This window comes from Paenibacillus sp. Mc5Re-14 (genome assembly GCF_001049835.1).
Taxonomy (GTDB): Bacteria; Bacillota; Bacilli; order Paenibacillales; family Paenibacillaceae; genus Paenibacillus; species Paenibacillus polymyxa_C.
Genome location: NZ_CVPD01000001.1, coordinates 3,604,315 through 3,627,661, shown reverse-complemented (window position 1 = coordinate 3,627,661; position 23,347 = coordinate 3,604,315). Strand labels below are relative to the sequence as shown.

At 46.1% G+C, this 23,347-nt stretch carries 26 protein-coding genes and 1 riboswitch; of the genes, 9 read left to right on the top strand and 17 right to left on the bottom strand.

Translation table 11 applies throughout. The annotated features are described in order from the left end of the window. Window positions 1–79 precede the first annotated feature (79 nt). Window positions 80–223 (bottom strand): sporulation histidine kinase inhibitor Sda, encoded by a 144-nt coding sequence (locus BN1546_RS16470; protein WP_007431918.1) that lies wholly within the window; start codon window positions 221–223, stop codon window positions 80–82. A 282-nt stretch (window positions 224–505) separates the two neighbouring features. Continuing rightward, complete coding sequence (locus BN1546_RS16465) at window positions 506–1,162, bottom strand: YheC/YheD family protein (RefSeq protein WP_090738339.1); 657 nt, start codon at window positions 1,160–1,162, stop codon at window positions 506–508. Window positions 1,163–1,382: 220 nt separating this feature from the next. Between BN1546_RS16465 and BN1546_RS16460 the strand changes: the two genes are divergently transcribed. After that, a complete protein-coding gene (locus tag BN1546_RS16460; RefSeq protein ID WP_013372892.1) occupies window positions 1,383–2,918 on the top strand; it encodes a Ppx/GppA phosphatase family protein in 1,536 nt (511 codons plus the stop codon). Here BN1546_RS16460 and ppk1 read toward each other — a convergent pair. Then, window positions 2,878–4,986, bottom strand: coding sequence for a polyphosphate kinase 1 (ppk1, locus tag BN1546_RS16455; protein WP_090738337.1), 2,109 nt, complete (start codon window positions 4,984–4,986; stop codon window positions 2,878–2,880). The two genes, BN1546_RS16460 and ppk1, sit on opposite strands and share 41 nt — an antisense overlap. A gap of 297 nt (window positions 4,987–5,283) precedes the next feature. Here ppk1 and BN1546_RS16450 point away from each other — a divergent pair, with 297 nt between their 5' ends. The 3 genes from BN1546_RS16450 to BN1546_RS16440 all read left to right on the top strand — a co-directional run bounded on the left by BN1546_RS16450 (window position 5,284) and on the right by BN1546_RS16440 (window position 7,250). Continuing rightward, window positions 5,284–5,529 (top strand): hypothetical protein, encoded by a 246-nt coding sequence (locus BN1546_RS16450; protein ID WP_025674119.1) that lies wholly within the window; start codon window positions 5,284–5,286, stop codon window positions 5,527–5,529. A gap of 203 nt (window positions 5,530–5,732) precedes the next feature. Next, window positions 5,733–6,392: a futalosine hydrolase gene (locus BN1546_RS16445; protein WP_058830421.1), complete on the top strand. Its 660-nt coding sequence runs from the start codon at window positions 5,733–5,735 to the stop codon at window positions 6,390–6,392. Continuing rightward, complete coding sequence (locus BN1546_RS16440) at window positions 6,393–7,250, top strand: 1,4-dihydroxy-6-naphthoate synthase (protein ID WP_025674122.1); 858 nt, start codon at window positions 6,393–6,395, stop codon at window positions 7,248–7,250. It begins immediately after the preceding gene. Between the two features lie 161 nt (window positions 7,251–7,411). Here BN1546_RS16440 and BN1546_RS16435 read toward each other — a convergent pair whose 3' ends face one another. From BN1546_RS16435 to BN1546_RS16415, 5 genes are all read right to left on the bottom strand, one after another. Then, on the bottom strand, window positions 7,412–7,732 hold the full coding sequence (locus tag BN1546_RS16435) for a hypothetical protein (protein ID WP_013372898.1): 321 nt from the start codon (window positions 7,730–7,732) through the stop codon (window positions 7,412–7,414). A 313-nt stretch (window positions 7,733–8,045) separates the two neighbouring features. Next, window positions 8,046–8,336, bottom strand: a complete 291-nt coding sequence (locus BN1546_RS16430) for a hypothetical protein (RefSeq protein WP_025674123.1) — start codon at window positions 8,334–8,336, stop codon at window positions 8,046–8,048. A gap of 18 nt (window positions 8,337–8,354) precedes the next feature. Then, a complete protein-coding gene (locus tag BN1546_RS16425) occupies window positions 8,355–8,681 on the bottom strand; it encodes a hypothetical protein (protein WP_013372900.1) in 327 nt (108 codons plus the stop codon). Window positions 8,682–8,762: 81 nt separating this feature from the next. Continuing rightward, a complete protein-coding gene (locus tag BN1546_RS16420; RefSeq protein WP_025674124.1) occupies window positions 8,763–9,377 on the bottom strand; it encodes a hypothetical protein in 615 nt (204 codons plus the stop codon). 85 nt (window positions 9,378–9,462) lie between these two features. Next, complete coding sequence (locus BN1546_RS16415; protein ID WP_090738335.1) at window positions 9,463–10,392, bottom strand: DMT family transporter; 930 nt, start codon at window positions 10,390–10,392, stop codon at window positions 9,463–9,465. Window positions 10,393–10,538: 146 nt separating this feature from the next. Here BN1546_RS16415 and BN1546_RS16410 point away from each other — a divergent pair, with 146 nt between their 5' ends. Both BN1546_RS16410 and BN1546_RS16405 read left to right on the top strand, forming a co-directional pair. Continuing rightward, window positions 10,539–11,417, top strand: a complete 879-nt coding sequence (locus BN1546_RS16410) for a LysR family transcriptional regulator (RefSeq protein ID WP_013372903.1) — start codon at window positions 10,539–10,541, stop codon at window positions 11,415–11,417. 82 nt (window positions 11,418–11,499) lie between these two features. Further along, window positions 11,500–11,865, top strand: coding sequence for a nuclear transport factor 2 family protein (locus tag BN1546_RS16405; protein WP_013372904.1), 366 nt, complete (start codon window positions 11,500–11,502; stop codon window positions 11,863–11,865). 154 nt (window positions 11,866–12,019) lie between these two features. Here the strand turns inward: BN1546_RS16405 and BN1546_RS16400 are convergent, their stop codons facing one another. Continuing rightward, the gene (locus BN1546_RS16400) at window positions 12,020–12,784 is read right to left on the bottom strand and encodes an S-layer homology domain-containing protein (RefSeq protein WP_090738333.1); all 765 of its coding nucleotides are present in this window, start codon (window positions 12,782–12,784) and stop codon (window positions 12,020–12,022) included. A 194-nt stretch (window positions 12,785–12,978) separates the two neighbouring features. Further along, window positions 12,979–13,338 carry a HesB/IscA family protein gene (locus tag BN1546_RS16395; RefSeq protein WP_013372906.1) on the bottom strand — a complete coding sequence of 120 codons (360 nt, stop codon included), beginning with the start codon at window positions 13,336–13,338 and terminating at the stop codon, window positions 12,979–12,981. A 372-nt stretch (window positions 13,339–13,710) separates the two neighbouring features. Here BN1546_RS16395 and mqnE point away from each other — a divergent pair, with 372 nt between their 5' ends. Beyond that, the gene (gene mqnE / locus BN1546_RS16390) at window positions 13,711–14,817 is read left to right on the top strand and encodes an aminofutalosine synthase MqnE (RefSeq protein ID WP_013372907.1); all 1,107 of its coding nucleotides are present in this window, start codon (window positions 13,711–13,713) and stop codon (window positions 14,815–14,817) included. 205 nt (window positions 14,818–15,022) lie between these two features. Further along, window positions 15,023–16,090: an NAD(P)/FAD-dependent oxidoreductase gene (locus tag BN1546_RS16385; protein ID WP_013372908.1), complete on the top strand. Its 1,068-nt coding sequence runs from the start codon at window positions 15,023–15,025 to the stop codon at window positions 16,088–16,090. A gap of 112 nt (window positions 16,091–16,202) precedes the next feature. Here the strand turns inward: BN1546_RS16385 and BN1546_RS16380 are convergent, their stop codons facing one another. Continuing rightward, window positions 16,203–16,460 carry a YuzB family protein gene (locus BN1546_RS16380; RefSeq protein WP_090738331.1) on the bottom strand — a complete coding sequence of 86 codons (258 nt, stop codon included), beginning with the start codon at window positions 16,458–16,460 and terminating at the stop codon, window positions 16,203–16,205. An 88-nt stretch (window positions 16,461–16,548) separates the two neighbouring features. Here BN1546_RS16380 and BN1546_RS16375 point away from each other — a divergent pair, with 88 nt between their 5' ends. After that, on the top strand, window positions 16,549–16,794 hold the full coding sequence (locus BN1546_RS16375) for a NifU family protein (RefSeq protein WP_013372910.1): 246 nt from the start codon (window positions 16,549–16,551) through the stop codon (window positions 16,792–16,794). Window positions 16,795–16,884: 90 nt separating this feature from the next. Here the strand turns inward: BN1546_RS16375 and BN1546_RS16370 are convergent, their stop codons facing one another. The 6 genes from BN1546_RS16370 to BN1546_RS16345 all read right to left on the bottom strand — a co-directional run bounded on the left by BN1546_RS16370 (window position 16,885) and on the right by BN1546_RS16345 (window position 23,343). Next, complete coding sequence (locus tag BN1546_RS16370; protein WP_013372911.1) at window positions 16,885–17,649, bottom strand: SDR family oxidoreductase; 765 nt, start codon at window positions 17,647–17,649, stop codon at window positions 16,885–16,887. Between the two features lie 143 nt (window positions 17,650–17,792). After that, window positions 17,793–18,635, bottom strand: a complete 843-nt coding sequence (locus BN1546_RS16365; RefSeq protein ID WP_013372912.1) for a MetQ/NlpA family ABC transporter substrate-binding protein — start codon at window positions 18,633–18,635, stop codon at window positions 17,793–17,795. Between the two features lie 74 nt (window positions 18,636–18,709). Next, on the bottom strand, window positions 18,710–19,378 hold the full coding sequence (locus tag BN1546_RS16360) for a methionine ABC transporter permease (RefSeq protein WP_013311839.1): 669 nt from the start codon (window positions 19,376–19,378) through the stop codon (window positions 18,710–18,712). Then, on the bottom strand, window positions 19,365–20,396 hold the full coding sequence (locus BN1546_RS16355; RefSeq protein ID WP_090738330.1) for a methionine ABC transporter ATP-binding protein: 1,032 nt from the start codon (window positions 20,394–20,396) through the stop codon (window positions 19,365–19,367). The genes BN1546_RS16360 and BN1546_RS16355 overlap by 14 nt, the downstream gene beginning before the upstream one ends. 136 nt (window positions 20,397–20,532) lie before the next feature. Then, window positions 20,533–20,671: riboswitch (SAM riboswitch) on the bottom strand. A gap of 129 nt (window positions 20,672–20,800) precedes the next feature. Beyond that, the gene (locus BN1546_RS16350) at window positions 20,801–21,520 is read right to left on the bottom strand and encodes a Cthe_2314 family HEPN domain-containing protein (RefSeq protein WP_090738328.1); all 720 of its coding nucleotides are present in this window, start codon (window positions 21,518–21,520) and stop codon (window positions 20,801–20,803) included. 56 nt (window positions 21,521–21,576) lie between these two features. Beyond that, window positions 21,577–23,343, bottom strand: coding sequence for a UbiD family decarboxylase (locus BN1546_RS16345; RefSeq protein WP_090738326.1), 1,767 nt, complete (start codon window positions 23,341–23,343; stop codon window positions 21,577–21,579). Window positions 23,344–23,347 lie beyond the last annotated feature (4 nt).

Here is a 23,347-nt window from a genome sequence, read left to right as displayed (position 1 = left end):
CTATTCGTTGCAGTGATTGTCCGTAAAGTCATCCGAACCCTGAATGACTTTACAGTCGCAGTACGAGAGCTTGTCCGGTCTAATGAAGGACTACGGCTGTATTCATCTCTAGATTTCTTTTGTGAATTTCAGCCAGCAACAGTGCAATGAAGTCACATTCAAGTTTAAGCTCGATTGCCATCTGATAGGAATCCAAAAGCATTTCATCCGTCAGCATAGCCATCCTCGACACAACCTTTCCTTTTATTTCAAAATCTATTCTATCAAAATACCAAAAACGGAACAAGCGTTCTGTTATCCACAGTCAATTGTGGAAATCCTGTGTATAAATTGTTGGTAAGTGTCGTTAACCCTTATATGTGACAGGGGATAATGTGGACAATATTTATACACAGAATTTTGGCGATTAAACGCAAAAAAAATTTTTTTTATGTTTATACAAATATATTATATTTAGCATCTTGTTAATAGACTATAATGGTAACTTTTTGAAAAAAACATGAATTTATTGAGGTCTTGTGTTTACCTCTAAAATCCATATCCGTCCATTCCAATCAAGCCCGTAATCAAATCCCAGTTGTCCGATCCCGGGAAATCTCCTTTCGAGTATAGGAATACAGTGCTGTGTAAGTTCAACGATCTCCCGCCGCTTTCGTATAGCTAGCCGTCGCGGATATATCATCCGAAGTGCCTCTGTTCCCTTCAACAAAGTTCCTCCTTTGCACAAATTCGTTATGACCAGTCCGGGGCGAGCATGACGCGCCACCACTGCACGAAACTCCCATTTTCCCCCTTCCTTTACGACTTTGACTCGATAGTCAACAGGTCTACCTTGGATACTTGCTAGTTGAATACCTTGCTGAATGAGATACGGACGTTGGATTCGGAGCTTATCGATTCCGACTACAAGCGCACTAAAATGGCTGAACCGATGTGTTCGTTCCATACGCGTACAGGTATAGCCCCTCCCCTCCTTGGCCACGCGCATGACTCCGACCCCTCCGCCTCCTTTTACGGGTTTTATAAATACAAAAGCATGCCGCCGCAGCATCATGCGCAATTGTTCTTCACTATATAGACAGGTTTCCGGTATATAAACGGCGGTATGTGGATGATGGAGGAGGGCCTTCGTCTTTAGCCATTTGCTTGCAAGTTGTCTCATCTAATTCTCTCCTTTCGCCGTCAGGTATACTTATACATACTCAATAGGGGTGTGCTATTCTTGGATGTTTGTCAGGATCATGTGTCTATTTCGACAAGATCATGGTGAACGGTAGCATGCACCGGACAACACTGGTACAATGACAATAATCTGAATACCATTTAGAACGGAGCAGTTGAATTTGCTGGCAAATGGTTTCTTTCAACAAGGAGGTCAACTCATGAATAGCAAAATTGGCATCATGGACATTGGCTCAAACTCTATACGTCTCGTGATCTATGAAATGACAGAGACAGGAGCTTATCGAATTGTGCAGGAATGCAAAGAAGCTGCTCGGCTGAGCGAAAAGGTTGGGGCCAACGGTCGTATGGAACGAGAAGCAATACGCAGCATCGCTCCATTGTTACGCCAATTTATGGAAGTGTGCCGTATGCACGGGGTTGTCCGAATGCGTGCAGCAGCAACAGCGGCCATCCGCAATGCGGCGAATTCGGACGAAATCGTTCAATGGATTGCGGAAGAGACAGATCTAACATTGGAAATACTGAGCGGGGAGCAAGAGGGCTATGCCGGTTTTCTGGGCGTAGTGAATACAATGAATGTGAGTGACGGAATTATTATTGACATCGGGGGCGGCAGTACCGAAATTACGCTGTTCCGTGATCGGACACGACTGCATACAGTTTCATTCCCCTTTGGCGCAGTCAATATGAATTGGCGCTTTGGACGTGAGGTCAAGAATGGCGAATGGTCTCCTGGACAGATTGAGGAAATGGAGAGCTTTGTCCGTTCTTCACTGCAAAACCATGATTGGATCTTCTCCAATCCGGGTCTGCCGTTTATCGGGTTGGGTGGAACTCTCCGTACTTTGGCTAAAATCAATCAGAAACGGCGGGATTACTCGCTTCCTGTGACACACCATTACGAAATGACAATAGAAGATGTCGATTATTTCTATAGCAGTCTGCCTCATCTGCCCTATGAAAAACGCAAAAAAACAGCCGGCCTGTCCAAAGACAGAGCCGACATTATCGTACCGGGGCTCATTATATTGAAAACGATCTTTGAAGCTGCTCAAGGCTCCGCGTATTTGGTCAGTGGAGCGGGTCTGCGAGACGGCCTGTTTCATGAGCTAGTCAACGCTGAGCAACCTGTGGTGGCTAATCCGCTCATCGCGTCGATTCGCAATATCCTGTCGTTTGCTGTCCCGGTTAGCGAAGCGCATGTCAAGCGGGTTAACGAGTACGCCGTCCGGCTCTATGACACTTTAGCTGAGGGAACCTCAATCGCTATGGACAAACGCTTGTTACTAACTGCAGCAACTCTTTACAAAACAGGCGCAGCCTTGAATTACTATCATTTCCGCCAGCATTCCGTGTTCTGGATCTTGCACGCAGGCATTGGCGGTTTATCTCACCGGGAAACGGTGCTAGCCGCGCTGATCGCTGATTACCACCCCAAAAATCGGACCCCCCGCTTGCTGCGTACACATGCAGATATTTTGGAGCCTTCCGACGAAGAACGTGTACATCGGCTCGGCTCGCTGCTCCAGCTAGCAATCGGCATGGATCGTAGCGAATCCGGCATCATCACCAGCATCCATCCCACGACAGGAGACGATGCGCTGCATATTCGTCTGGAAAGCAGGAGTGAACCGATTCTGGAACAACGAGATCTGGTGGCTGTCGCAAAAGATTTTCAAAAGGCCTGGAATCTTACGTTGTCGTGGTCCATTCTTCCTTCTTCCAGTTTTTAACCTTCATCGCTTCGAATTGGCTCCTAATGGGAGCCTCTTCGTTGTTTCTTGCTACAAATTGATAGCTACCATTAGGTAAAAGCTGGCGCGCCTTTACATTATCTTTCAAGGATAAACGTAAAATATCCACCAGCATTTCTTTGATTCGGTCGTCATAAATCGGGCACATCAGCTCAATCCGGCGAGTCAGATTGCGAGTCATCCAATCGGCGCTGGATAAGAATAGCTCCGAATGACCTGCATTTTCAAAGTAGAACAGTCTAGAATGCTCCAAGAAACGGTCGACAATGCTGATAACCCGAATGTTCTCGCTAAAGCCCTCCACGCCAGGGCGTAAACAGCAGACCCCTCGAATGATTAAATCAATCTTTACACCTGCTTGAGAAGCCGCATATAGTTCATCAATCATTTCCTGATTGGATAAAGAATTAATTTTGGCAATAATACGCGCTGGCTTGCCTGCAAGTGCGTGCTCCGCTTCCCTGCGGATCAGCTCAAACAGCTTATTTTTCATTCCCGTCGGGGCTACGGTGAAAGCTTGCGGAGTCTTGAGCGCCGAGAAACCCGTGATTTCATTAAACAGCTCAGAGGCATCCTCACCCAGCACCGAATCCGCAGTGAATAACCCGATATCCGTATATACACGAGCTGTGCTTTCATTGTAGTTGCCAGTTCCCACATGCACGTATCGTTTGAGCACATTACGTTCATGGCGTACTATTAGAATAATTTTGGCGTGCGTCTTCAAGCCGACCAACCCGTAGACTACATGACAGCCAGCTTTTTCAAGCGTACGCGCCCAAGCAATATTACGTTCTTCGTCAAAACGTGCCTTCAGCTCGACCACTACCGTCACCTGCTTACCCGATTCGGCTGCACGTGCCAGAGCCGGAATGAGCTTCGATTCTCCATTGACACGATACAGGGTCATCTTAATGGCCATTACATCCGGGTCCTCCGATGCCTCAATGATAAAATCAGTTACCGCATCGAATGATTCATACGGATGGTACACGAGCACGTCACGTTTGCGAAGTACGTTAAAGATATCCTCTTGCGGAGGCAGTTCTTCCGGATACAATGGTTTTATTGCCGGAAACTTCAGATGCGAATACCCCTCCAAATGATCGGCAAAAGACGATAAAAACGTCAGATCTAACGGCCCGTCGATCTCAAATACATGATCGAACAGCTTGAATTCGCGTTGAAGCTCCATCAGAGCAAACGGGTTAATCCCTTTCTCGACTTCCAGTCTGACCGGTGCTCCCCGCCGTCTTCGACGCAGCTCTTTTTCAATCTCTTCGAGCAAATCTTCGATCTCTTCTTCATTAATGGACAAATCAGAGTTACGCGTAACCCGAAAGGCATGAACCGCCTCGGGTATATATCCGGAGAACAGCGTTTGTATATGATGCTTAATCAGTTCCTCAATTAAAATAAATGATTTCTTCTTGCTATTGGAACGTAACGGCACCGAAACAACACGCGGAATATTGGAAGGCACCTGCACAATGGCAAAAAGCGGCTTATCCTCCTCCGTATCTCCCGGACGTCTCAAGACAACTGCCAAATATACGTATTTATTGTGAACTAGTGGAAAAGGACGGCTCTGATCGACCGCCATCGGTGTGAGCACCGGAAATATAATTTCATGAAAATATGCATCCAGCGACTTGCGCTGTGTCGTATTTAAGTCATTATATTCAAGCAGCAAAAGACCTTTTTTCGTCAATAGGCGAGAAATATCACGATAGGTTCGATATTGCTCGGATACCATCGAGACGGTACGCTTGATCAGCCGCTTGTACAAACCGGAGGGGGTATATCCCGTAAAATCCTTTTGCATAAAACCAGCCTTGATCTTCTCGCGCGTCTCTGCAACACGAACAGCCATAAACTCATCCAAATTACTGGACACAATTGCTAAGAATTTGGCTCTCTCCAGCAACGGTGTATCTGCATCTTGAGCCTCCTGGAGCACACGGCGATTAAATTCAATCCAGCTTAAATCTCGGTTAAAGTAACGTTCTGACCCGGCTTTATCCTTCTTCTGACTCTCTATCAACATATGGCCTCCATCAATTTCATGCAGTATAGTTACCCTTTATTGTACTATTAGATGAAACGCACTAGCATCACAGAAGTGTAAACGCAATGTAAAATGTGTGTAAACACATAATGGATGTCGAAAAGGTCAAACGGATGCTTTACAAAAATAGCATTAAGCGGTACAGTGTTTACGTCTGTTTCATAGAGTAGAATACCTTATTCAGTTGTTTAAGTTCATTATGATGTCTAATAGCCACTTAGTAGCCACGTTCAATTGCTGATTTTCAAATGGCATGATATAGGGAGGATTTACGTTATGGAACCCAAGAAAACGCCACGTGTACTGCAAAAAAACATCGAATTTTTTACCGCGGCGCTGTCTCAACACCTCGTTTCGGTCTGGCAAGAAGACCCTGCAGGCGTGTACTGTGAGATAGGCTGTGGTTATATCGAATTGTTCAGCAGCGAGATGATTCGGGTGCGCAATCAGAATGGGACCCCAAGCCATTATGATCGCAATATCACAATGTTTCAGCTAATCACGAAGGATCAGCCGATATAATTATTATATGCTATGTCTGCGCTGTTCTTCCAGATTAGAATGGTTATATGTTTAAACTACCAATTTTCATATCTGTTGAATCTTGCAGGTTTCTCCGAAAAAGCGCCATAGAGCGCTTTTTTTGTCGACTTTTTTTTGAACATCGTTTGGAAAAGCAGTATGATAAGAAAGCATATTACCTAAATTTAAAGGGGAATCAACCCATGGAGCATACAACATCAGATGGGCGCATCCTGGTCATGACCGCGGTTGAAGGCGAACGGGAGGCTGTGCTGCGCGGCCTGAAAGGCGACACTCGCTTTGTGGTCGAACTGGCTGGTGTAGGCGCTCCGTCCGCAGCGGCTTCAACCGCGCTGGCACTAGCTACAGGCGATTACCGTCTAGTCATTAGCGCCGGAATTGGGGGCGGCTTCGTGGAGGTCGCTGCACTGGAGAGCGTCGTCGTTGCTGACGCGATTATTGCCGCCGACCTGGGGGCTGAGACGGCAGAGGGTTTCAGCAGCGTGGACGAGCTGGGTTTTGGCTCCAGCCGCATTGCCGTGAACGCTGCCACCACGCAGCGATTCGTTCAGGCGCTGCGTGACGCTGGCCAGACGGCCGTCGCCGGACCGATCCTGACCGTCTCGACGGCCACCGGCACGGCGGCAACAGCGGAACGCCTAGCCAAACGCATTCCCGGAGCTGCTGCCGAAGCGATGGAAGGTTACGGCGTTGCCGTGGCGGCCAACAGGTTCGAGCTGCCGATGATGGAGATTCGCACGATTTCCAATGCTGTTGGTCCACGTGACCGTGCAGCCTGGCGAATCAAAGAGGCTTTGCAAGCGTTGGAAGCCGTATTTTCTACATTAACGGAGGTTATATAGATGCAAATTGCTTTTTCACCTTGTCCTAACGACACTTTTGTCTTCCATGCCTTGGCTCATGGATTAATTCCGGGCGCACCCGCGCTGGACATTACATTCGCCGATATCGACATCACCAACAATCTGGCGATCACACCAGACGGACTTGATATCATGAAAATTTCGTACGCTGCACTTCCTTGGGTGCTGGATGAATACGCCCTGTTGCCTTGTGGCGGCGCACTGGGCCGGGGTTGTGGGCCGCTCGTGCTGATCAAGGAAGGTTCCACCGTCGAAGGTCCGGAAGCCCTGTCCGGCAAGCGTGTAGCTGTTCCAAGTGAACGCTCCACTGCTTATCTGCTGTTCCGCCTATGGGCGGCCAAGCATGTGCCTGGGGGTGTCGGCGAGATTGTCGTGATGCCGTTCGACCAAATTATGCCTGCTGTCCGTGACGGACATATAGATGCTGGATTGGTGATTCATGAAGCACGCTTCACATATCCGTCCTATGGACTTAGCAAGCAAGTTGATCTGGGGAACTGGTGGGAAGAAGATACAGGACTGCCAATTCCGCTCGGAGCTATTATTGCCCGTCGTACGCTGGATCTGGAGGCGATCACCAACTGGATACGTGCCTCTGTCGAATATGCTTGGAAACATCCCGAAGCTTCGCGCGAATATGTATTGTCTCATGCGCAAGAGCTATCACCTGACGTCGCCCAATCGCATATCGACCTGTATGTGAACGATTTTACCGCTAATCTGGGCGATAGCGGTTATGCCGCCATCGAAGCCTTGCTCGGTCGCGCCGCGCAGGAAGGGCTGGTGCCTTCGTTTGATTTAGCCAAACTGCGCCTTACGTCCACAACAACACGTTAAAAGGGGCAGACATGCCACGCATGTTATCTCCTGAATAAAGCAGCTTAAACATATAAAACCTCCCGAACGAGCACATTGCCTAGCCATGCGCCCCATTCGGGAGGTTTTATGATTTCAATTCATGATGCAAATCTTCATGAGATCTCGCTTGATCCTTATTCTTAGCTCTGTTCTTGCTCCACGACCTCGGTCTTAAACACGTTATCCAGTTTGGTACCCAATCGTTTGACCAGCGGCACCTTGATATCCCGACTCAGCTCCTTGAAAAAAGCGTCCATGTCACAATTAATCTTATCCAACACGACCTTTACGGTGCCCTCTTCCAAAATCTGCTCATTCAGATCCTCAGGTACCGTAACCGAAATATCATACTTCTTGCATAACGTTTTAATGTAGCGGCTAAAGATTTCGATAAGCTCCTCATTGTTGAACTTCTCAACTGCAACTTGCCCTTTGTTCGTAAATTTCAAATTCACTCTCACGTTAGCATTTCCCCTTTTCCTTTTGACCATTTATTTTGGATAAACGTTGAACCCTTCAGAGGCTCTTCAAAGAAAGGGCCTTACCGGTCGTTTTAGACTCTTGTCCTTTGATATACTAAGTATAACACATTAAGTCCGTTTTCATTTCCCAACTTGTCGTTTTATGATAAAAAATGATACTTTTTGCGCATTTTCAGCATAATTTCTTTCTTTTCATGCCAATCATTAGGAATAGTTTATACACAAATACACAAGAAAACGCCTATCTGGCAAAAGAAAGACGTTTCCATGTAGATGCTTAAGCAGTACGCATTTATAGAGGTTTCGTACATTCCCAACCGTGTGAACGATACTCACGCACAGCATCTCGTATATCCTCAATATCATCTGTATGCAGCAAAATGGCAGGTAGAATTACCCAGTACTCATTCTCCGCTAGATCAATAAATACGTCCTCGACATCATAATATTGCATATCGCCAAATGCCGTATCCCTGATTTTCTGTCCAACCAAAGGTGTAAAAGGGGAATCAAATGTTTTGATCACCTTCGTATATTCCTTCACACCCGTTGCTGAGATTTGCTGTGAAACAATGACGCTCAATGGTGTTACCTCCCTGACCTAATAATGCTCATTATAGCCTTCTCTCAGACCTTCTACAAAACCTTGCGCGAAAAAAATCATAAAAATCAACAGGCCAATGCCAATGGCGACGGAGCTGATGACGATAATCAGGATGCCCTGCGTGTTTCTTTGTTCCATCTTTCTAGTCAAAATTCCGAAAACAAGGCCGATAAGCCCAAGTAAGCCTCCAATGACAAAAAAACTAAATACGAACCCCAAACCTGAAAAAATCCAGCCAAATAGAGCGAGCACCCAGCCTTGCGGCTGCGGCTCACTCTGTTTCATCTGCCAGCGTTCCCTCGCTGTAGGTGTGTATCTGTCCATTTCTTAGCTCCCCCGCTCAATTTACATTCCATAGGACAAAAATCTGTAATGCCCAGCATCGGATTAACGTTAGGTTCCTTCCTATTGCTGACCAGTGAGCTTAAAAATGCCGCCTTCCCGCTTACCAAGCGGATAATTTTGAACCGTCATTTCCACCTTCGTATTCTTATCCCATACCGGAAGCTTGTCAGATGTATTGTACTCTTTCATAGCTATGTTGATGACTTCCTCTGCCTTCTTCGTCAATGCAGCAGAAGACATATTATATTTGCCATAACCTTGATAAGCACCGCCAAAACCGAGATTAGGTTGGTTGTTCACATTCAGTAGCACACCCTTCAACTTGCCATCCTCTGCCACATTAAAAGTCACTTTTTCCAATACAAAATCATCAGTAACGACAGATGTCTGCTCTAACAGATGCGTTATGGATGACAGGTTGGCTGCTAATTTAACTTTTCCCAGTAGCGCCTCTGTATCATTTTGTTGCTTGGTTAAGGCTTGTGTTGTCTGTTTTAGCGATGCATTCGCTATAGTTAAAGAATTGACCTTCGTATTCAGATTATAGTTCCATACCGCCAAGGCTATACAGCCTAGTACAGCTACTCCTGAAATGACCGTTGCTACAACTGCCAGCTTACGAATAGACTGTGGTTGCGGCTCCACAGTCTGAGTATGACCACTTAACTCTCCCATACCAAACTTCCTCTCTATTTATATAGTCATATTTTACTATTCTCCCCTCTGATATTCTAGTATATTTTTCCTAATTCTATATTTTCTAAGCATTTGTACAGGAATTCGTTTTATCAGCTTTCGAGCTTTGATTCGCTCTTTTCCCAGGAGAAGCTGTATTTACCAGATATACACTACCTGCAATCAGCACCAACCCTACTACAAATGTCAAAGTGAGGGATTCTCTGAGCATGACCATACTAAAGACCGTGGACAGTACCGGAATCATAAACGTATATGAGCCGACGGTTCCCGCATCTCCGTTGTCGATTAGCTTAAAATAAATCAGCCAGCCCATCGCAATCACGAATATTGAAATAAATAATAGAATCGCGATAAAGGAGGCTGTCCAGTGGATATCGCCCCATTTCTCGGTCGTAAACCCAATCCCATTGAGTAGGACCCCTCCCAGAATGAGTTGCATCGTCACCGCCCAAATGGAGTCCAGTTGTTTGCTTTTTTTCTTCATATAAATCGTTCCGAGCGCCCAGCACAGTCCTGAGGCTAGCCCCAACACAATGCCCAGCACAGACAAATGACCTGCCATTCCACCTGAGCTAATCACGATTACTCCGCCAAAACCCAGTACCAGTCCAATGACTTTCAGGGGAAACATACGCTCTCCTAACCACAACCAGGAGAATAATCCCAACAAGATCGGCTGAAGGAATACTAAAGTGGAGAACAACCCAGCAGGCAGATAACGCAGCCCTACCGTCTGCAAGCCATAGTAGCCTGCAATATTAAATATAGCCAGCACAAGATAAGTCCACGCATTTTGTCTAAGTCGTAAACCTGCCCGGTTACGTATAGCGAACAACAGCAGAATTACACCACCCAGCAGCGTGCGGATTCCCGAAAAAAATATCGGCGGCGTATCTGGCAAAGCCAGCTTGGTCAACGGCCAGTTGATCCCCCATACCATCACTAATATCAAGACAAGCCACAACGTAGCTTTAGGCGTTAATTTTTTCATAGATGTCTCTCTCCTTAAAATTTCATTGCGCATTGCTTACGACTAAAATCTGAATAGCCGTTTGCAAAGTTTTGCTTTACTAGCTTATACTGTGGTCACTAATAAATAAAATGAATGTTTTCAATAAGGGAGATAACTTTTCACTTATGACTATAACTCAGATTATGATCTTTGTTCGCGTAGCTGAAACACTAAACTTTACTCAAACTGCCCATGAGCTGCATATGACGCAACCTGCGGTCAGCCATGCCATCGCTAGTATCGAGAACGAGCTTGATGTCCAGCTATTGCTGCGCGATCGAAAAAGAGGCGTGCTCCTGACAGAAATCGGACAAAAGGTGCTGCTGCAATTCCGCATGGTGCTGCAAAGCATGGAAAAAGTACAGCAGCAGGTGGCCGCTGAAAAAGGCTTGGACGTAGGTACAATCACGATTGGTGCCTTTCCTTCTGCCTCAGCCTATTTTCTGCCCCCCATTATTCATCATATCCGTCAGCACTATCCGAACCTTGTTTTCGATTTACATGAAGGCTCTACCAATGAGGTCAAGGAGTGGGTGCATACCAGAGAAATTGAAGCGGGAATCATCTTGTTGCCAGACCCTGAGGTAGATGTAATTCCTTTATGTCAGGATGACATGATTATTCTCTTGCCTGACGGTCATCCTTTTCAATCGCACGACAAAATCGCCATCCGAGACTTGAATCAACAGGAGATGATCTTTTGTAAAGGTGGACATGAAGTCGCCATTATGGAGGGGTTTGAACGCGAACAAAGTCAGTTGCAAGCACAATTTATTACTCACAATATCAGCACGCTGGTCAGCATGGTCCGACAAGGACTAGGTATGGGCATTGTCTCTTCACTCGCCTTATCTACGTTCCCCCATGATCTGACCGTCAAGGAAACCACGCCTCTGATCACGCGTCAAATTGGTATCGCTATCCCCTCTCTACACAATGCTTCACTTGCTGTACAGTTATTTGTGCGAACCGCGCAGGAGCTGTTTACGGATTTGAAGCAATAGAGCATTGGTCACGGGATTTCGGTAGGTGTATAATATTTCCTAAATATGACTTGAAACATTATTATAAGAGGTGTCTATTCATATGCAGAATAATCAAATCATCGAATACGAGGAAAAACTGCGTAAGGCGATGCTGGCCAGTGATGTGCAGATCTTGAACGAGCTAATTCATGACGATCTTATATTTGTGAATCACTTTGGACAAGTAATAAACAAAGAAGCAGATCTGGAAGCCCACCGTTCGGGTGTTTTACATTTTACGGATATTCAAGTTCTTAATCAATCAGTAATTCCGCTGGATGATACTGTCGTTACGGTGACCCGCGTTTCTTTACGAGGAACGGTAGGCAATGATCCCATTGAAGATGAAATGTGCTATACACGCGTTTGGCACAATATAGATGGTGCGTTGAAGATCATCTCAGGGCATTGTAGCACGGTAAAATAAGATTAGTCGCGAATCCGCCATGGATGCTAAATCTGACTAAGACAGGTGAGCAGCTACGGCAAGAATCTTCGTAATTAAATCAATGGCACGGTGTAAGCACAAGAGCACTAACCATTTTAGGGATAGCGCTCTTCATTTTTACAGTCTTGTTAAGTCACTTGGTTGTAGCATCATACAAACGCTGTAAAAGGGTAACAGCTTCAGCACGTGTGACCTGTGCCTTTGGGCGAAGGTATCCATTGTCAGCGGTAAGGACGCCCATCTTGGTAAGGGTGTAGAATGCTTCTGCCTTTTGATCCTGGAAATCTCCATCATAGGAGTACTCTTCTCCCGTTGTGTCGATGTACAGTACCGGATAGTAGGCTGAGAATTTGTCATTGTAATTTGCCTGACGAACTTTCATATCGTTGTACTGTGCAGCTGAGGAAATTACTTCGGCAATCTCAGGATGAAGAGTCTGATTGGTATAATCTGTTCGAACAGAAGCAATCATCATCATATCCCAACGGGTCAGCGGTTTGTCAGGATTGACATAGAATTGATAGTTTGGATATTTGCCCCCTACACTTTCAGCAAACGGCCATACATAATCCCCGTTGAATATAGCTGCAAAATCTTGATTCGCCCAGTGCTTGCGTGCATCTACAAACTCTGAAGATTTACCCGCTGAATAATTGACTTCTGGAAAAAGTTTATGAAACATATGTACAAATTCTGCTTTTGTTATGGTTTTGCCTGGCTTGAAGGTCCCATCCGTATAGCCGCTGACAACACCTTTGTCGACCATCGAATGAATGGATTCGGCAGCCCATTCATATTTTGCATTCACATCGGGAAACGTAACTGCCGCCATTGCGGATTGACTGAACAACAGTGCCACCGCAACCACAGGGGTAATCAGCCATTTCTTTTTCAACATCTTTTTCCACTTCCTTTAGGTAAATTTACGTAGAAAATAGTTCTCCAGACTCAATGTTATATCGGTATTTCCTATGCAAAAGATGAACCTAAACACAAAAACGACCTTCGCAACGAGTAAAATTCGTTACAAAGGCCGTTATCCGTAACCTAAACGTGTATCTTTAGGAATAATTCAGACCACCATTCGAAAAATTAACAAGGCTCTTCGTTTGGTTTTCCTGCATCTGTAGCTGTACGGAAGCTTGAACCGCAGCCACATGTAGCTACAGCATTTGGATTATGAATCGTGAAACCGCCGGACATACCAGACTCTTCAAAGTCGATTTCCAGGCCGTCCAGATAGCGGATACTATCCTTTTCCACGACTACTTTCATATCCTGTACATTCATATATATATCTTGATCCGTCTCGTTGTCGTCAAAGCCCATGGCGTACGAAAATCCTGTACAACCACCTGGCGTAACACCCAGACGTAAAAACATATTCGGCGTTTCCTGCTGCTCCAGCATTTCTTTTAGGCGTTCAGCAGCGGAATCGGTGATGTTAATCATAGCTCCATCCTCCTCTTTTACTTCATGCTCCCCTTCAGTATACTCTCTTATTTGCAGGTGCTCAAGTCATGGAATGTCCTTCCGTTACAGGCTTAAACACCTCTTTTTCTACTCGTTTGTATTGAACACCAGTGGTGTGAGGTTTATAATAGGTGAAGAGTGTGTTAAAGAAACTGTCGGAAATTTGTCATTTCAAAGGCGAAATTAAGAGACATTCGTCATTGTAGCCTGGCATTGTAACATTTTTCACATATCGTATATCCGCGCTGCCGGATTCTTACCGACGGAACGGGACATCCTGTGCGCATCAAGCGCTTGTGCCGCTAATTTGGCGGGCAGCCTCGCACAGAGCAACTTGAAGGAGGAATAGGCATGTCCACATTAGTTACACCTTTTACAGACCGCAGAATGGCGGAAATTGTAGAAAAGGTACAAAACGGGATTCGTTTGAACCTCGAAGATGGTATATATTTGTATGAAACTGACGATATTCTCACATTGGGCCAGTTGGCTAACGAAGCTAATTTACGCAAGAACGGAAAAAAGGTTTATTTTATTGAAAATATGAGCCTGTACTTCACCAATGTATGCGAAGCGCGCTGCGCGTTCTGCAATTTCCGCAAGGATCAGGGGGAGGAAGGCTCTTATACGTTGTCCGGACAGGAAATGATTGATTATGTAGAGCAACATATCCATCCAGGCGTAAGAGAATTCCATATCGTCGGCGGTCATAATAATCATGTACCTTTCCAATACTATGTAGATTCACTGAAAGCGCTGAACGAAAAGTATCCCAACGTTACACTGAAAGCATACACTGCGGCGGAAATTGACTTTTTCACACGCATAAGCGGCTTGAGTATTAAAGAAGTTCTTCAAGAGCTGCAAAAGGCAGGACTTCAATCTCTGACTGGTGGTGGCGCGGAAATCTTATCTGATGAATATCGGAAGAAGATGCGTGTTACCAAAGCCAATGTGGACCGTTATCTTGAAGTACATCGTACGGCCCATAATCTCGGTATGAAAACTCATACGACCATGCTGTACGGTTCAGTCGAAACTTATCAGGATCGTATTGAGCATATGCTGCAAATTCGTGAATTGCAGGACGAAACGAACGGATTTATGGTATTTATCCCACTGTCCATGCAGCCGAAAAGCAAAAACGCCAACATCATGCGTCGCAACTCTGCTTACGAGGATCTCAAAACCATTGCGATCAGCCGCTTGATGCTGGACAATATCGACCATGTTAAAGCTTACTTCATTAATATTGGTCCACAATTGACGCAGGTCGCTCTTACCTTTGGCGCATCAGATGTCCATGGCACGATTGTGCGCGAGCAGATCAGCCATGCTGCAGGTGCGTTAACCCCTTCCGGATTGACACGTAAAGAGCTAATCTGGCTAGTCAAAGGTGCTGGACGCATACCTGTAGAACGTGACACCTTCTATAACGAAATCGAAGTTTTCGAATAAGTGTAACATCGGATTCAGATTTCCCGCGTGCATTTTATCCCCATTACTCACACCATGCAGCCTCATGCTGCCCCGGAACATACCGGTCTGTCTGCCAAAGGCAGGCCCGCTTTTCCGGGTTTTACAACAACAAAAACTTGTGGCTAGATCGACAAGACACCAGACCATTGCCGGGGACACGGTAACGAAAGGACGGCGGATTTTGATGAAAAATTTCGTTATTCTGGGGGGCGGCTATGGCGGCCTTACCATTGCCAAAGAATTGCTGGATAAACACATTCCCGACAATATTCAAGTTATTTTAGTGGATCGGATGCCCTTTCAGGGCTTGAAAACAGAATACTATGCCCTTGCGGCAGGTACCGTATCTGATTTTGATTTGCGGGTACATTTTCCCGATGAACAACGCCTTATTCGCAAATATGGAGAAGTCACATCGATGGATCTTGAGAATAAAATGGTCCATTTTCAAGACGGTGAGCCTTTACCCTATGACCAGCTTGTCATTGCACTAGGTTGTACCGACCGCTTTCATAATACACCGGGGGCAGAAGAATACAGCTGTACAATCCAGTCCTTTAATCATACTCGCCAAACGTATCTGCGCTTGAATGAAATCAAGCCTTATGGACATGTCCATATTGTAGGTGGCGGCCTAAGTGGTGTCGAGATTGCTGCGGAGTTACGTGAAAGCCGCGCGGATTTGAATATTACGATTATGGATCGGGGCGAGCGGGTGCTATCAGCATTTCCGCAACGTTTGTCTGCGTATGTACATGCCTGGTTCAAGGAGCATCATGTGAATGCGCTAAATCATGTTGCGGTTTCCCGTATTGAGCCAGGAGCTATTTACAACCGTGACGAGCAAATTATGACCGATGCGGTTGTATGGACAGCTGGGATTCAGCCCGTTAAAATTGTACAGGATTTAGCAGTTCCTAAAGACCCTCAGGGTCGCATCGTGCTAAATGAATATTATCAAATACCGGATCATCCTGAAGTGTACGTCGTCGGAGACTGTGCGAGCCTTCCTTACTCTCCAAGCGCTCAGGCGGCAGAGGTTCAAGGAGAGCAGATTGCCCACATTGTACGCGACCTGTGGAAAGGCCAAACGCCTCACCCGCATCCTCTAAAGCTACGCGGTACATTAGGTGCGCTGGGCAAGAAGGCCGGATTCGGTTATGGCTTTATGGGCAGTACCTCATTGCGTGGACGAGTGCCACGTCTGCTGAAAAGCGGTGTGCTCTGGAAGTCCAAACGCCATTTTGGCTAATTGGATACTCAACAAACAAAGAAGACCTGCTTTCAGGTCTTCTTTGTTGTTGCATCTATGAATAATATATATTTTCTACAAGAGAAGGCTGGCCCTGCGGAGACTTCTATTTTCAATCCAAATCCAGGTTGTTCCATACTTCGGCTTCTTTAATTTTGTTTAGAATCACTTCGTACAGAAGCTCTGCTGAATCTGCGGATACAATTTCACCGTTAACCATCGCATAAGGCTCAGCGTTACACTGACCGCAATTGCTTAGGCAGCCGTATTCAATCACATCATAATCTGGATTCTGTTCCAGTTTAGCCATAATCTCATCGGTACCAAAATGCATGTTACTGGTGCAAAATTCAATAATAGGTCTTAACATTTTTTTCACCTGCTTTGGATGACGGGCATTTTAATTTGGCCCGCTTTGTAATATAATAAACAAGGTATAGGAAAGGAGTTGAATTCTAATGAGCGAAGCACAAAGCGTTCAGATGTATGATGAAGTAGCAGACGTACTGGATAAGCTCCGTCCGTTCCTGCAACGCGATGGCGGTGACGTTGAGCTGGTTGACGTTGAAGACGGCATCGTTAAGCTGAAGCTGGTAGGTGCTTGCGGCAGTTGCCCAAGTTCTACAATTACGCTGAAAGCAGGGATTGAACGCGCTCTTCTCGAAGAAGTTGAAGGCGTCCAAGAAGTGGTACAAGTATTCTAATGCTAGATGCATAATGATCAGAGAGTCTTGAGTTCGGTAACGAAGCTCAAGACTCTTTTTTGTATTACAGCGTCTGAAGCTCTCTCAAGCTTATATGGTTGGCCGAATGGGGTCCAATCCTCCGGACACATCCATAATATTGCCTGTTATAAAATCTGAATGCTCCTCACACAAATAGGCGATCACTCGCGCAATGTCCTCTCCGCTTCCTGGACGCCCACGCGGTGTCTCTTTATCCTGCATGCCGATGACATCGGCAATCGACTTTTCCTTGTTCGCTCCTCGGATATCCCCTGGACAGATCATATTGACCGTGATGCCATAGGGAGCTTCCTCTACAGCTAGTGACTTCGTAAAAGACACCAGCCCCACCTTGGCAGCTGCGTAGACAGCCCGATGCGGCCAAGCCCTTGCTTCTCCAGCATGACCAAAGCCAAAATGAATAATACGTCCCCATTGCTGGCTACGCATGTGCGGCAATACCAAATGATCCAGCAACATGGTACCGACCAAATTTCCCTGTATCATGGCATGAATCTCAGCTACACTGTAGTCCGCAAAAAGACGGCGTTCCCGGATGAAGGGTCCGGCATTATTCACCATAATATCAACCCCGCCCAGACGATCCTGCACTTCACCGATCAGCCTGGTGATATCTTCCTGAACAGAGATATCTGCTTGTAAAGACAGACAGCGTACTCCCTTAGATTCAATTACCTGTTTAAGCGCTTCGGCTTCAACCTGGCTATGGACATAATTTAGTGCAATGTCACAACCTTCATCAGCCAAACGCAGAGCGGTCATTTTACCTAAACCTTTGGCACTGCCCGTTATGAGTGCGACTTTGTCTCTCAACAGTTTTCCTCCTCTTCACAGAGAACGGTCACCCCCAAGTATAAAATATTTAAGCAATCCCTACAACTCCAGCCAAGAAGAAACCCCAGTCCTCTTGTTCAAGAGAATCTGGGGTTTACGTTCAGCGGTTTCTTATTTTCTGCTTAAAATGCAGGGATAATTGCGCCTTGATATTTGTCTTCAATGAATTTTTTAGTTTCTGGAGATTGCAAAGCTTTAAACAATTTTTGGATCGCTTCGGAATCTTTATTGTCAGGACGTGCTACCAGTACATTAGCATATGGAGAATCTTTGTCTTCCAGTGCCAATGCATCCTTGGTCGGGTTCAGCTTTGCTTCCAAAGCGTAGTTTGTATTGATTAACGCAATATCTACTTCAGGCAACTGACGTGGCAGCATAGCTGCTTCCAGCTCTTTGAATTTCAGGTTTTTCTTATTTTCAGTAATATCTTTTACGGTAGCTTCAATGTTGCTTGCATCCTTCAGCTTGATCAGACCTTGTTTCTCCAACAGTAGCAATGCACGGCCTCCATTGGTTGCATCGTTCGGAATCGCTACTGTTGCACCGTCTGGAAGTTCATCAAGCTTTTTATATTTTTGGGAGTAGATACCGAATGGCTCCAGATGAACCGCGCCAATAGATACCAGATCCATTTTACGCTCTTTATTCATCACATTCAGGTAAGGTACATGTTGATAAAAGTTAGCATCCAGTTGCTTGTCGAACAATTGCACGTTCGGCTGTACATAGTCGTTAAACTGAACGACTTGAAGGCGAACTCCTTCTTTTTCCAACTGAGGCTTGATCGCTTCCAAAATTTCCGCATGTGGCACAGGAGAAGCTCCAACTTTCAGTTCGACTTCACGTGGTGACCCGCCTGTATTTTCGGCCGCATTGTTTGTATCCGATGTTGTGCTTTTTGTACCGCAAGCAGCCAGTACCGCAATTAATGTCAAGCTCAATACAGCCAATACCCATTTCTTCATGTTGTTACCCCTCCAATAATTTGTAATATTCAGGATCAGACGTCCTGATCAATAAGGATATCTATATGTTTTCCCTATTTCCGAGTATAATGCCGCACAAGGCGATCTCCTGCCATTTGCAGCAATTGTACCAATACGACCATCAGTACGACTGCAACGATCATTACAGCCGTTTCGTAACGATAATAGCCGTAGTTGATTGCCAGCGTCCCCAGCCCACCGCCCCCGATCATACCGGACATTGCCGTGTACGATACGAGTGTAACGACGGTAATGGTTAATGCGGCAAGCAGGCCCGGAAGTGCCTCACGCAACAGCACACGCCGGATAATTTGTCCTGTCGAGGCTCCCATCGCTTGTGCAGCCTCAATGACACCTTTGTCCACTTCACGCAGAGACGTTTCGACAAGACGTGCAAAGAAAGGGGCAGCCCCGATAACCAATGGCGGAATGGTTCCCAGCACTCCGGTCGAGGTACCTACCAACGATCGTGTAAAAGGAATAAGTGCAACGATCAAAATGATAAATGGTACGGAACGCAAAATATTAACGATGAAGGATAATACAATGTATATCACTTTCATCAGAGTCAACGAGGAGCGGCTCGCCAGAAACAACAATATACCGAGCGGCAAACCAATAACGAGGGTGAACAATGCAGATGCCCCGAGCATCTGAAGGGTTTCTAGAGTAGAATTCCCCAGCTCTTCCCAACTCACTTGCGAAAAATCAAGTTCGCTCATTGTCAATCACCTCCACATCAAGTCCTTGTCCAGATACTTCGCGCAGCGTATGCTCTATATCTGAATGGTTTCCTTCAAAACGAACGATCAGCTGTCCATACGGTACATTTTTAATTGTAGAGATGGTTCCCTGCAAGATTGCAAAATCAACACCCGTACTTCGAGCCGTACGCGACAGAATCGCATCATAAGTTTTGCTGCCTAAGAAGGAGATACGTACCACCTGTGTCGATTCCCCGCTACCTGCAGCTGCAATCGCTGCTTGTAACTCCTCGGGATGTTCTGCCTCCCGCTGGATAAAGTCCTTAGTTACCTGATGCTGTGGCTTCAAAAACACTTCCGCCACCGGACCTTGCTCCACGATATCGCCCTGATGAATGACGCCAACACGATCACAAATGCTTTGAATGACATGCATCTCATGAGTAATCAATACGATGGTCAAATTAAAGCGTTGATTAATATCCAACAGCAATTTCAGGATAGACCCTGTCGTCTGCGGATCAAGCGCAGACGTCGCTTCGTCACACAGCAACACATGCGGATCACTAGCCAGTGCCCGTGCAATTCCTACCCGCTGCTTCTGTCCACCCGAGAGCTGTGACGGATATTTTCCACTGTGTTCTTTCAGCCCCACTAGTTCCAACAGCTCGCGAACTTTCTTGTCCATCTCCTGCTTAGGGGTATTTACCAGACGCAATGGAAATGCAATGTTGTCATACACTGTCGCCGAAGACAACAAATTAAAATGTTGAAAAATCATTCCGATTTTTCGGCGTTGCTTCTGTAACTGGGATTGACTCACAGTGGCAAGATTAACCCCATCTACCCATACTTCGCCTGAAGTAGGGCGCTCCAATAAATTAATACAGCGAATCAACGTACTTTTGCCCGCTCCGGAATGACCAATCACCCCGAATATTTCTCCACGCTTTATAGAAAGATTCAACCCGGACAACGCATTAACGCGTCGGCTGCCTTTACCATAATGCTTGGTTAATTGCTTAAGCTCTATCAACGTGCTGCGACCCCCTTCACTTCTTCCTTACCCTTTTAACCAGTTGTCATCTCTCAGGATTGTATAAAATCGCTATTTATTTATACAAAAAAGAGCCCCTTTCACAGAATGAAAAGGGCCCCACCTTGCGAACCTTTTCTCATCTGCCAAAATCGCTATAACTCTAGCGGTTTTGTAGGAATTAGCACCATATGTTCCCTCCCGGTGCATTACACCGGGAAAGAACGGGTTGCCGGGCTTCATCGGGCCAGTCCCTCCACCTCTCTGGATAAGAAAAATATGTTAAACTCCAGCTTTAGCTGTCCGTTTAGTTTATATAAAAAAATAATTCAAGCATTTTTCTGAAACTAGGTTTCAGTATAGATAGTTTACATTGCTTTGTCAAAGGATATTTTCTGTCATAATTATGGGCGCACTGCCCGGTTCTCCCATTGTTTCGCAGTATAAGAAAATGCGTTTGATAGCGACCGGCATACCATTTCCAAGCCCTGCTTCAAATCTTCCAGATGGTGATCGAGGTCCTCCAGTTGGATTTTGCCATATAAAGCACGGTGACGTTGCCAGAGATCATCCTGCATTTCCGTATTCATATAGTGTATCTCCGTATTTCGCCGCTTACGCAGGCGATTGATCGCATCGTTGTATGTGTCCTTGATATCAATTAGATTATCGGTCAATACAGGATGCATTTTGAGATACTTCAGCTGTCGCAACACGGTAAAATAAGAATAGTGCGCCTTATACTGCCCTGTTTTCAAATCATACAGGTCATTCAACCAGTTACCCAACTTATCCAAAATAGAGAATACCCGCACAAACCCATCCTTATAAAAGAATACGTACAGGGCATAATCGGATTTTTCATCCTTGCTCATATCTTCAGCGTATCCGGCTTTTACTTTCATACGAAAAAAGGCGGCAGCATGATGGCTCTGCTCCAGTTCATCCAATGACGACATCAGACCACGTGTCAAAATATCCGCCTTCCGAAAGTCATGAGTCGGATCACCACTGGCCTGGATTTGTCGTTCCAGCAAATGTAACATGTCTGACATGCTATTCATGGCATCCAGCAGGAAACCATTATTTACACGCGGGGGCTCGCCCAACAGCTTGCGTATCATGCTTCACGCCTCCTTCATATCTGTAAAATCCGGCTGTTAAGATGCTTTAATAGGCGTCAAGCGAAATAACTCGTCCATCGTTGATCTACAAGCTTAACAATATCTTCACGTGGCAGTACCTCATCAGGGTAGCCCGGCTTCATACGTGCATCCACCACAATCGGCAGCTTATAGTTCAGGTGATGCAAACGCACTTCGCTGTCAGCGTACATATCTGTAGCCGGGTTAAAGCGTGTGAATACCGTCCACAGGAACGAAGCTTGGGAGCGAACAACTTCTTTGGCATCGTCCACGATAAAGACAAGTGGCCACTCTTGCTCACCCGCAGCTAATCGCTCCAATACACGCGCAGCGAGTTCAGGCTCCTGCTCAAAGGACGAGCCGGATACAACGAGGCATCCTCCGCAATAGGGTTCGATGTCACGAATTCCCGGCAGATCGCCCCCTTCATAAACGCGAGGCAATTCACGCACAGGCTCGCCTACTCCCATCAAAATCGCCTTACTGCCATGATTCAGCTTACGGCCCGTGTAATCGAGTGTATCGTGAGACGTATGGTTGAAAATAAACAAATCTCTGGCTGGATTAAATCGTTCCAAAATGGTTTCGAGCAGCATGTTAAAGTCGGATAAATCGATTACCCGATCCGTCAGCATCAGGAATTTGGTCAACGACAATTGGCCTTGACCCAGAATGGTAAAGCCGGATACCAGCGCTTCACGGGAGTAGCTTTCACGTACGACTGCCGCTGCCAGCGCATGTACACCTGTTTCCGCATATGCCCATAACGACTTGACGGAAGGCATTACAAGCGGATAGGCGGGCGACAACAGACGTTGCAAAAACTCGCCGAGATAGTAGTCTTCCTGCCGCGGCTTACCTACAATGGTTGCCGGATAAATGGCATCTTTACGGTGATGCATATGTTTGACATGAAACACAGGGAAATCATGTTGTAATGAGTAATAGCCAAAATGATCACCAAACGGTCCTTCCGGGCGGCGTTCATGAGGCGGCACATAGCCGCTGATCGCAAATTCGGCTTCTGCCGGAATCCGGTGACCTCCGAGCGGGTCTTCTGTCATGGGCAGCTTGCCCCCCATAATAAGGGAAGCCAGCAATAGCTCAGGCAAATTTTCCGGGGCAGGAGCAATCGCAGACGCAATCAAAGCAGGCGGGCCACCGATGATAATCGTCGTAGGCAACGGCTCATTACGCAGCTCTGCTTCATGATAATGGAAGCCGCCGCCTTTATGGATCTGCCAGTGGATCCCAGTCGTCTGATCATCATAAATCTGGATGCGATACATCCCCAAATTATGATCCTTGGACTGACCTGGCTTTTCGGTATACACGAGCGGAAGCGTAATGAACGGTCCTCCATCCTCGTGCCAGCTGGTCACTCTAGGCAGTGGAGCCAGCGGAGCATCAGTACGGCGAACGCCCAATACAGGGGCTTCGTTATGAGATACTGTTTTTAGTCCTACTTTTAGCATGTCCTTAATCAGCCCACGTTCATTCCACAACGCTTTGGGGGTAGGTGGAAGCAACGTTTTGGTCGCACCAACAATTGCATCCATCAGTTGCTCTGGACGAGGGCCAAAAGCCATGTCCACACGACGATTCGTACCGAACAAATTACTAGCTACAGGAAACGGGGTTCCTTTGACATTTGTGAACAGCAGCGCCGGACCTTCTTCCTCAATGACTCTTCGGTGGATCTCGGCCAGCTCCAAATAAGGATCGACAGGTGCTTCTATAATTTTAAGATCATTTTCTTTACGCAGCGCTTCAATAAATTGGCGCAAATTCTGGTAGATCAACTGG

Coding starts and splice junctions, on each gene's coding strand:
- BN1546_RS16470 (WP_007431918.1), bottom strand. CDS start 223: ATGGCTATGCTGACGGATGAAATGCTTTTGGATTCCTATCAGATGGCA.
- BN1546_RS16465 (WP_090738339.1), bottom strand. CDS start 1,162: ATGAGACAACTTGCAAGCAAATGGCTAAAGACGAAGGCCCTCCTCCAT.
- BN1546_RS16460 (WP_013372892.1), top strand. CDS start 1,383: ATGAATAGCAAAATTGGCATCATGGACATTGGCTCAAACTCTATACGT.
- ppk1 (WP_090738337.1), bottom strand. CDS start 4,986: ATGTTGATAGAGAGTCAGAAGAAGGATAAAGCCGGGTCAGAACGTTAC.
- BN1546_RS16450 (WP_025674119.1), top strand. CDS start 5,284: ATGGAACCCAAGAAAACGCCACGTGTACTGCAAAAAAACATCGAATTT.
- BN1546_RS16445 (WP_058830421.1), top strand. CDS start 5,733: ATGGAGCATACAACATCAGATGGGCGCATCCTGGTCATGACCGCGGTT.
- BN1546_RS16440 (WP_025674122.1), top strand. CDS start 6,393: ATGCAAATTGCTTTTTCACCTTGTCCTAACGACACTTTTGTCTTCCAT.
- BN1546_RS16425 (WP_013372900.1), bottom strand. CDS start 8,681: ATGGACAGATACACACCTACAGCGAGGGAACGCTGGCAGATGAAACAG.
- BN1546_RS16420 (WP_025674124.1), bottom strand. CDS start 9,377: ATGGGAGAGTTAAGTGGTCATACTCAGACTGTGGAGCCGCAACCACAG.
- BN1546_RS16415 (WP_090738335.1), bottom strand. CDS start 10,392: ATGAAAAAATTAACGCCTAAAGCTACGTTGTGGCTTGTCTTGATATTA.
- BN1546_RS16410 (WP_013372903.1), top strand. CDS start 10,539: ATGACTATAACTCAGATTATGATCTTTGTTCGCGTAGCTGAAACACTA.
- BN1546_RS16405 (WP_013372904.1), top strand. CDS start 11,500: ATGCAGAATAATCAAATCATCGAATACGAGGAAAAACTGCGTAAGGCG.
- BN1546_RS16400 (WP_090738333.1), bottom strand. CDS start 12,784: ATGTTGAAAAAGAAATGGCTGATTACCCCTGTGGTTGCGGTGGCACTG.
- BN1546_RS16395 (WP_013372906.1), bottom strand. CDS start 13,338: ATGATTAACATCACCGATTCCGCTGCTGAACGCCTAAAAGAAATGCTG.
- mqnE (WP_013372907.1), top strand. CDS start 13,711: ATGTCCACATTAGTTACACCTTTTACAGACCGCAGAATGGCGGAAATT.
- BN1546_RS16385 (WP_013372908.1), top strand. CDS start 15,023: ATGAAAAATTTCGTTATTCTGGGGGGCGGCTATGGCGGCCTTACCATT.
- BN1546_RS16380 (WP_090738331.1), bottom strand. CDS start 16,460: ATGTTAAGACCTATTATTGAATTTTGCACCAGTAACATGCATTTTGGT.
- BN1546_RS16375 (WP_013372910.1), top strand. CDS start 16,549: ATGAGCGAAGCACAAAGCGTTCAGATGTATGATGAAGTAGCAGACGTA.
- BN1546_RS16365 (WP_013372912.1), bottom strand. CDS start 18,635: ATGAAGAAATGGGTATTGGCTGTATTGAGCTTGACATTAATTGCGGTA.
- BN1546_RS16360 (WP_013311839.1), bottom strand. CDS start 19,378: ATGAGCGAACTTGATTTTTCGCAAGTGAGTTGGGAAGAGCTGGGGAAT.
- BN1546_RS16350 (WP_090738328.1), bottom strand. CDS start 21,520: ATGATACGCAAGCTGTTGGGCGAGCCCCCGCGTGTAAATAATGGTTTC.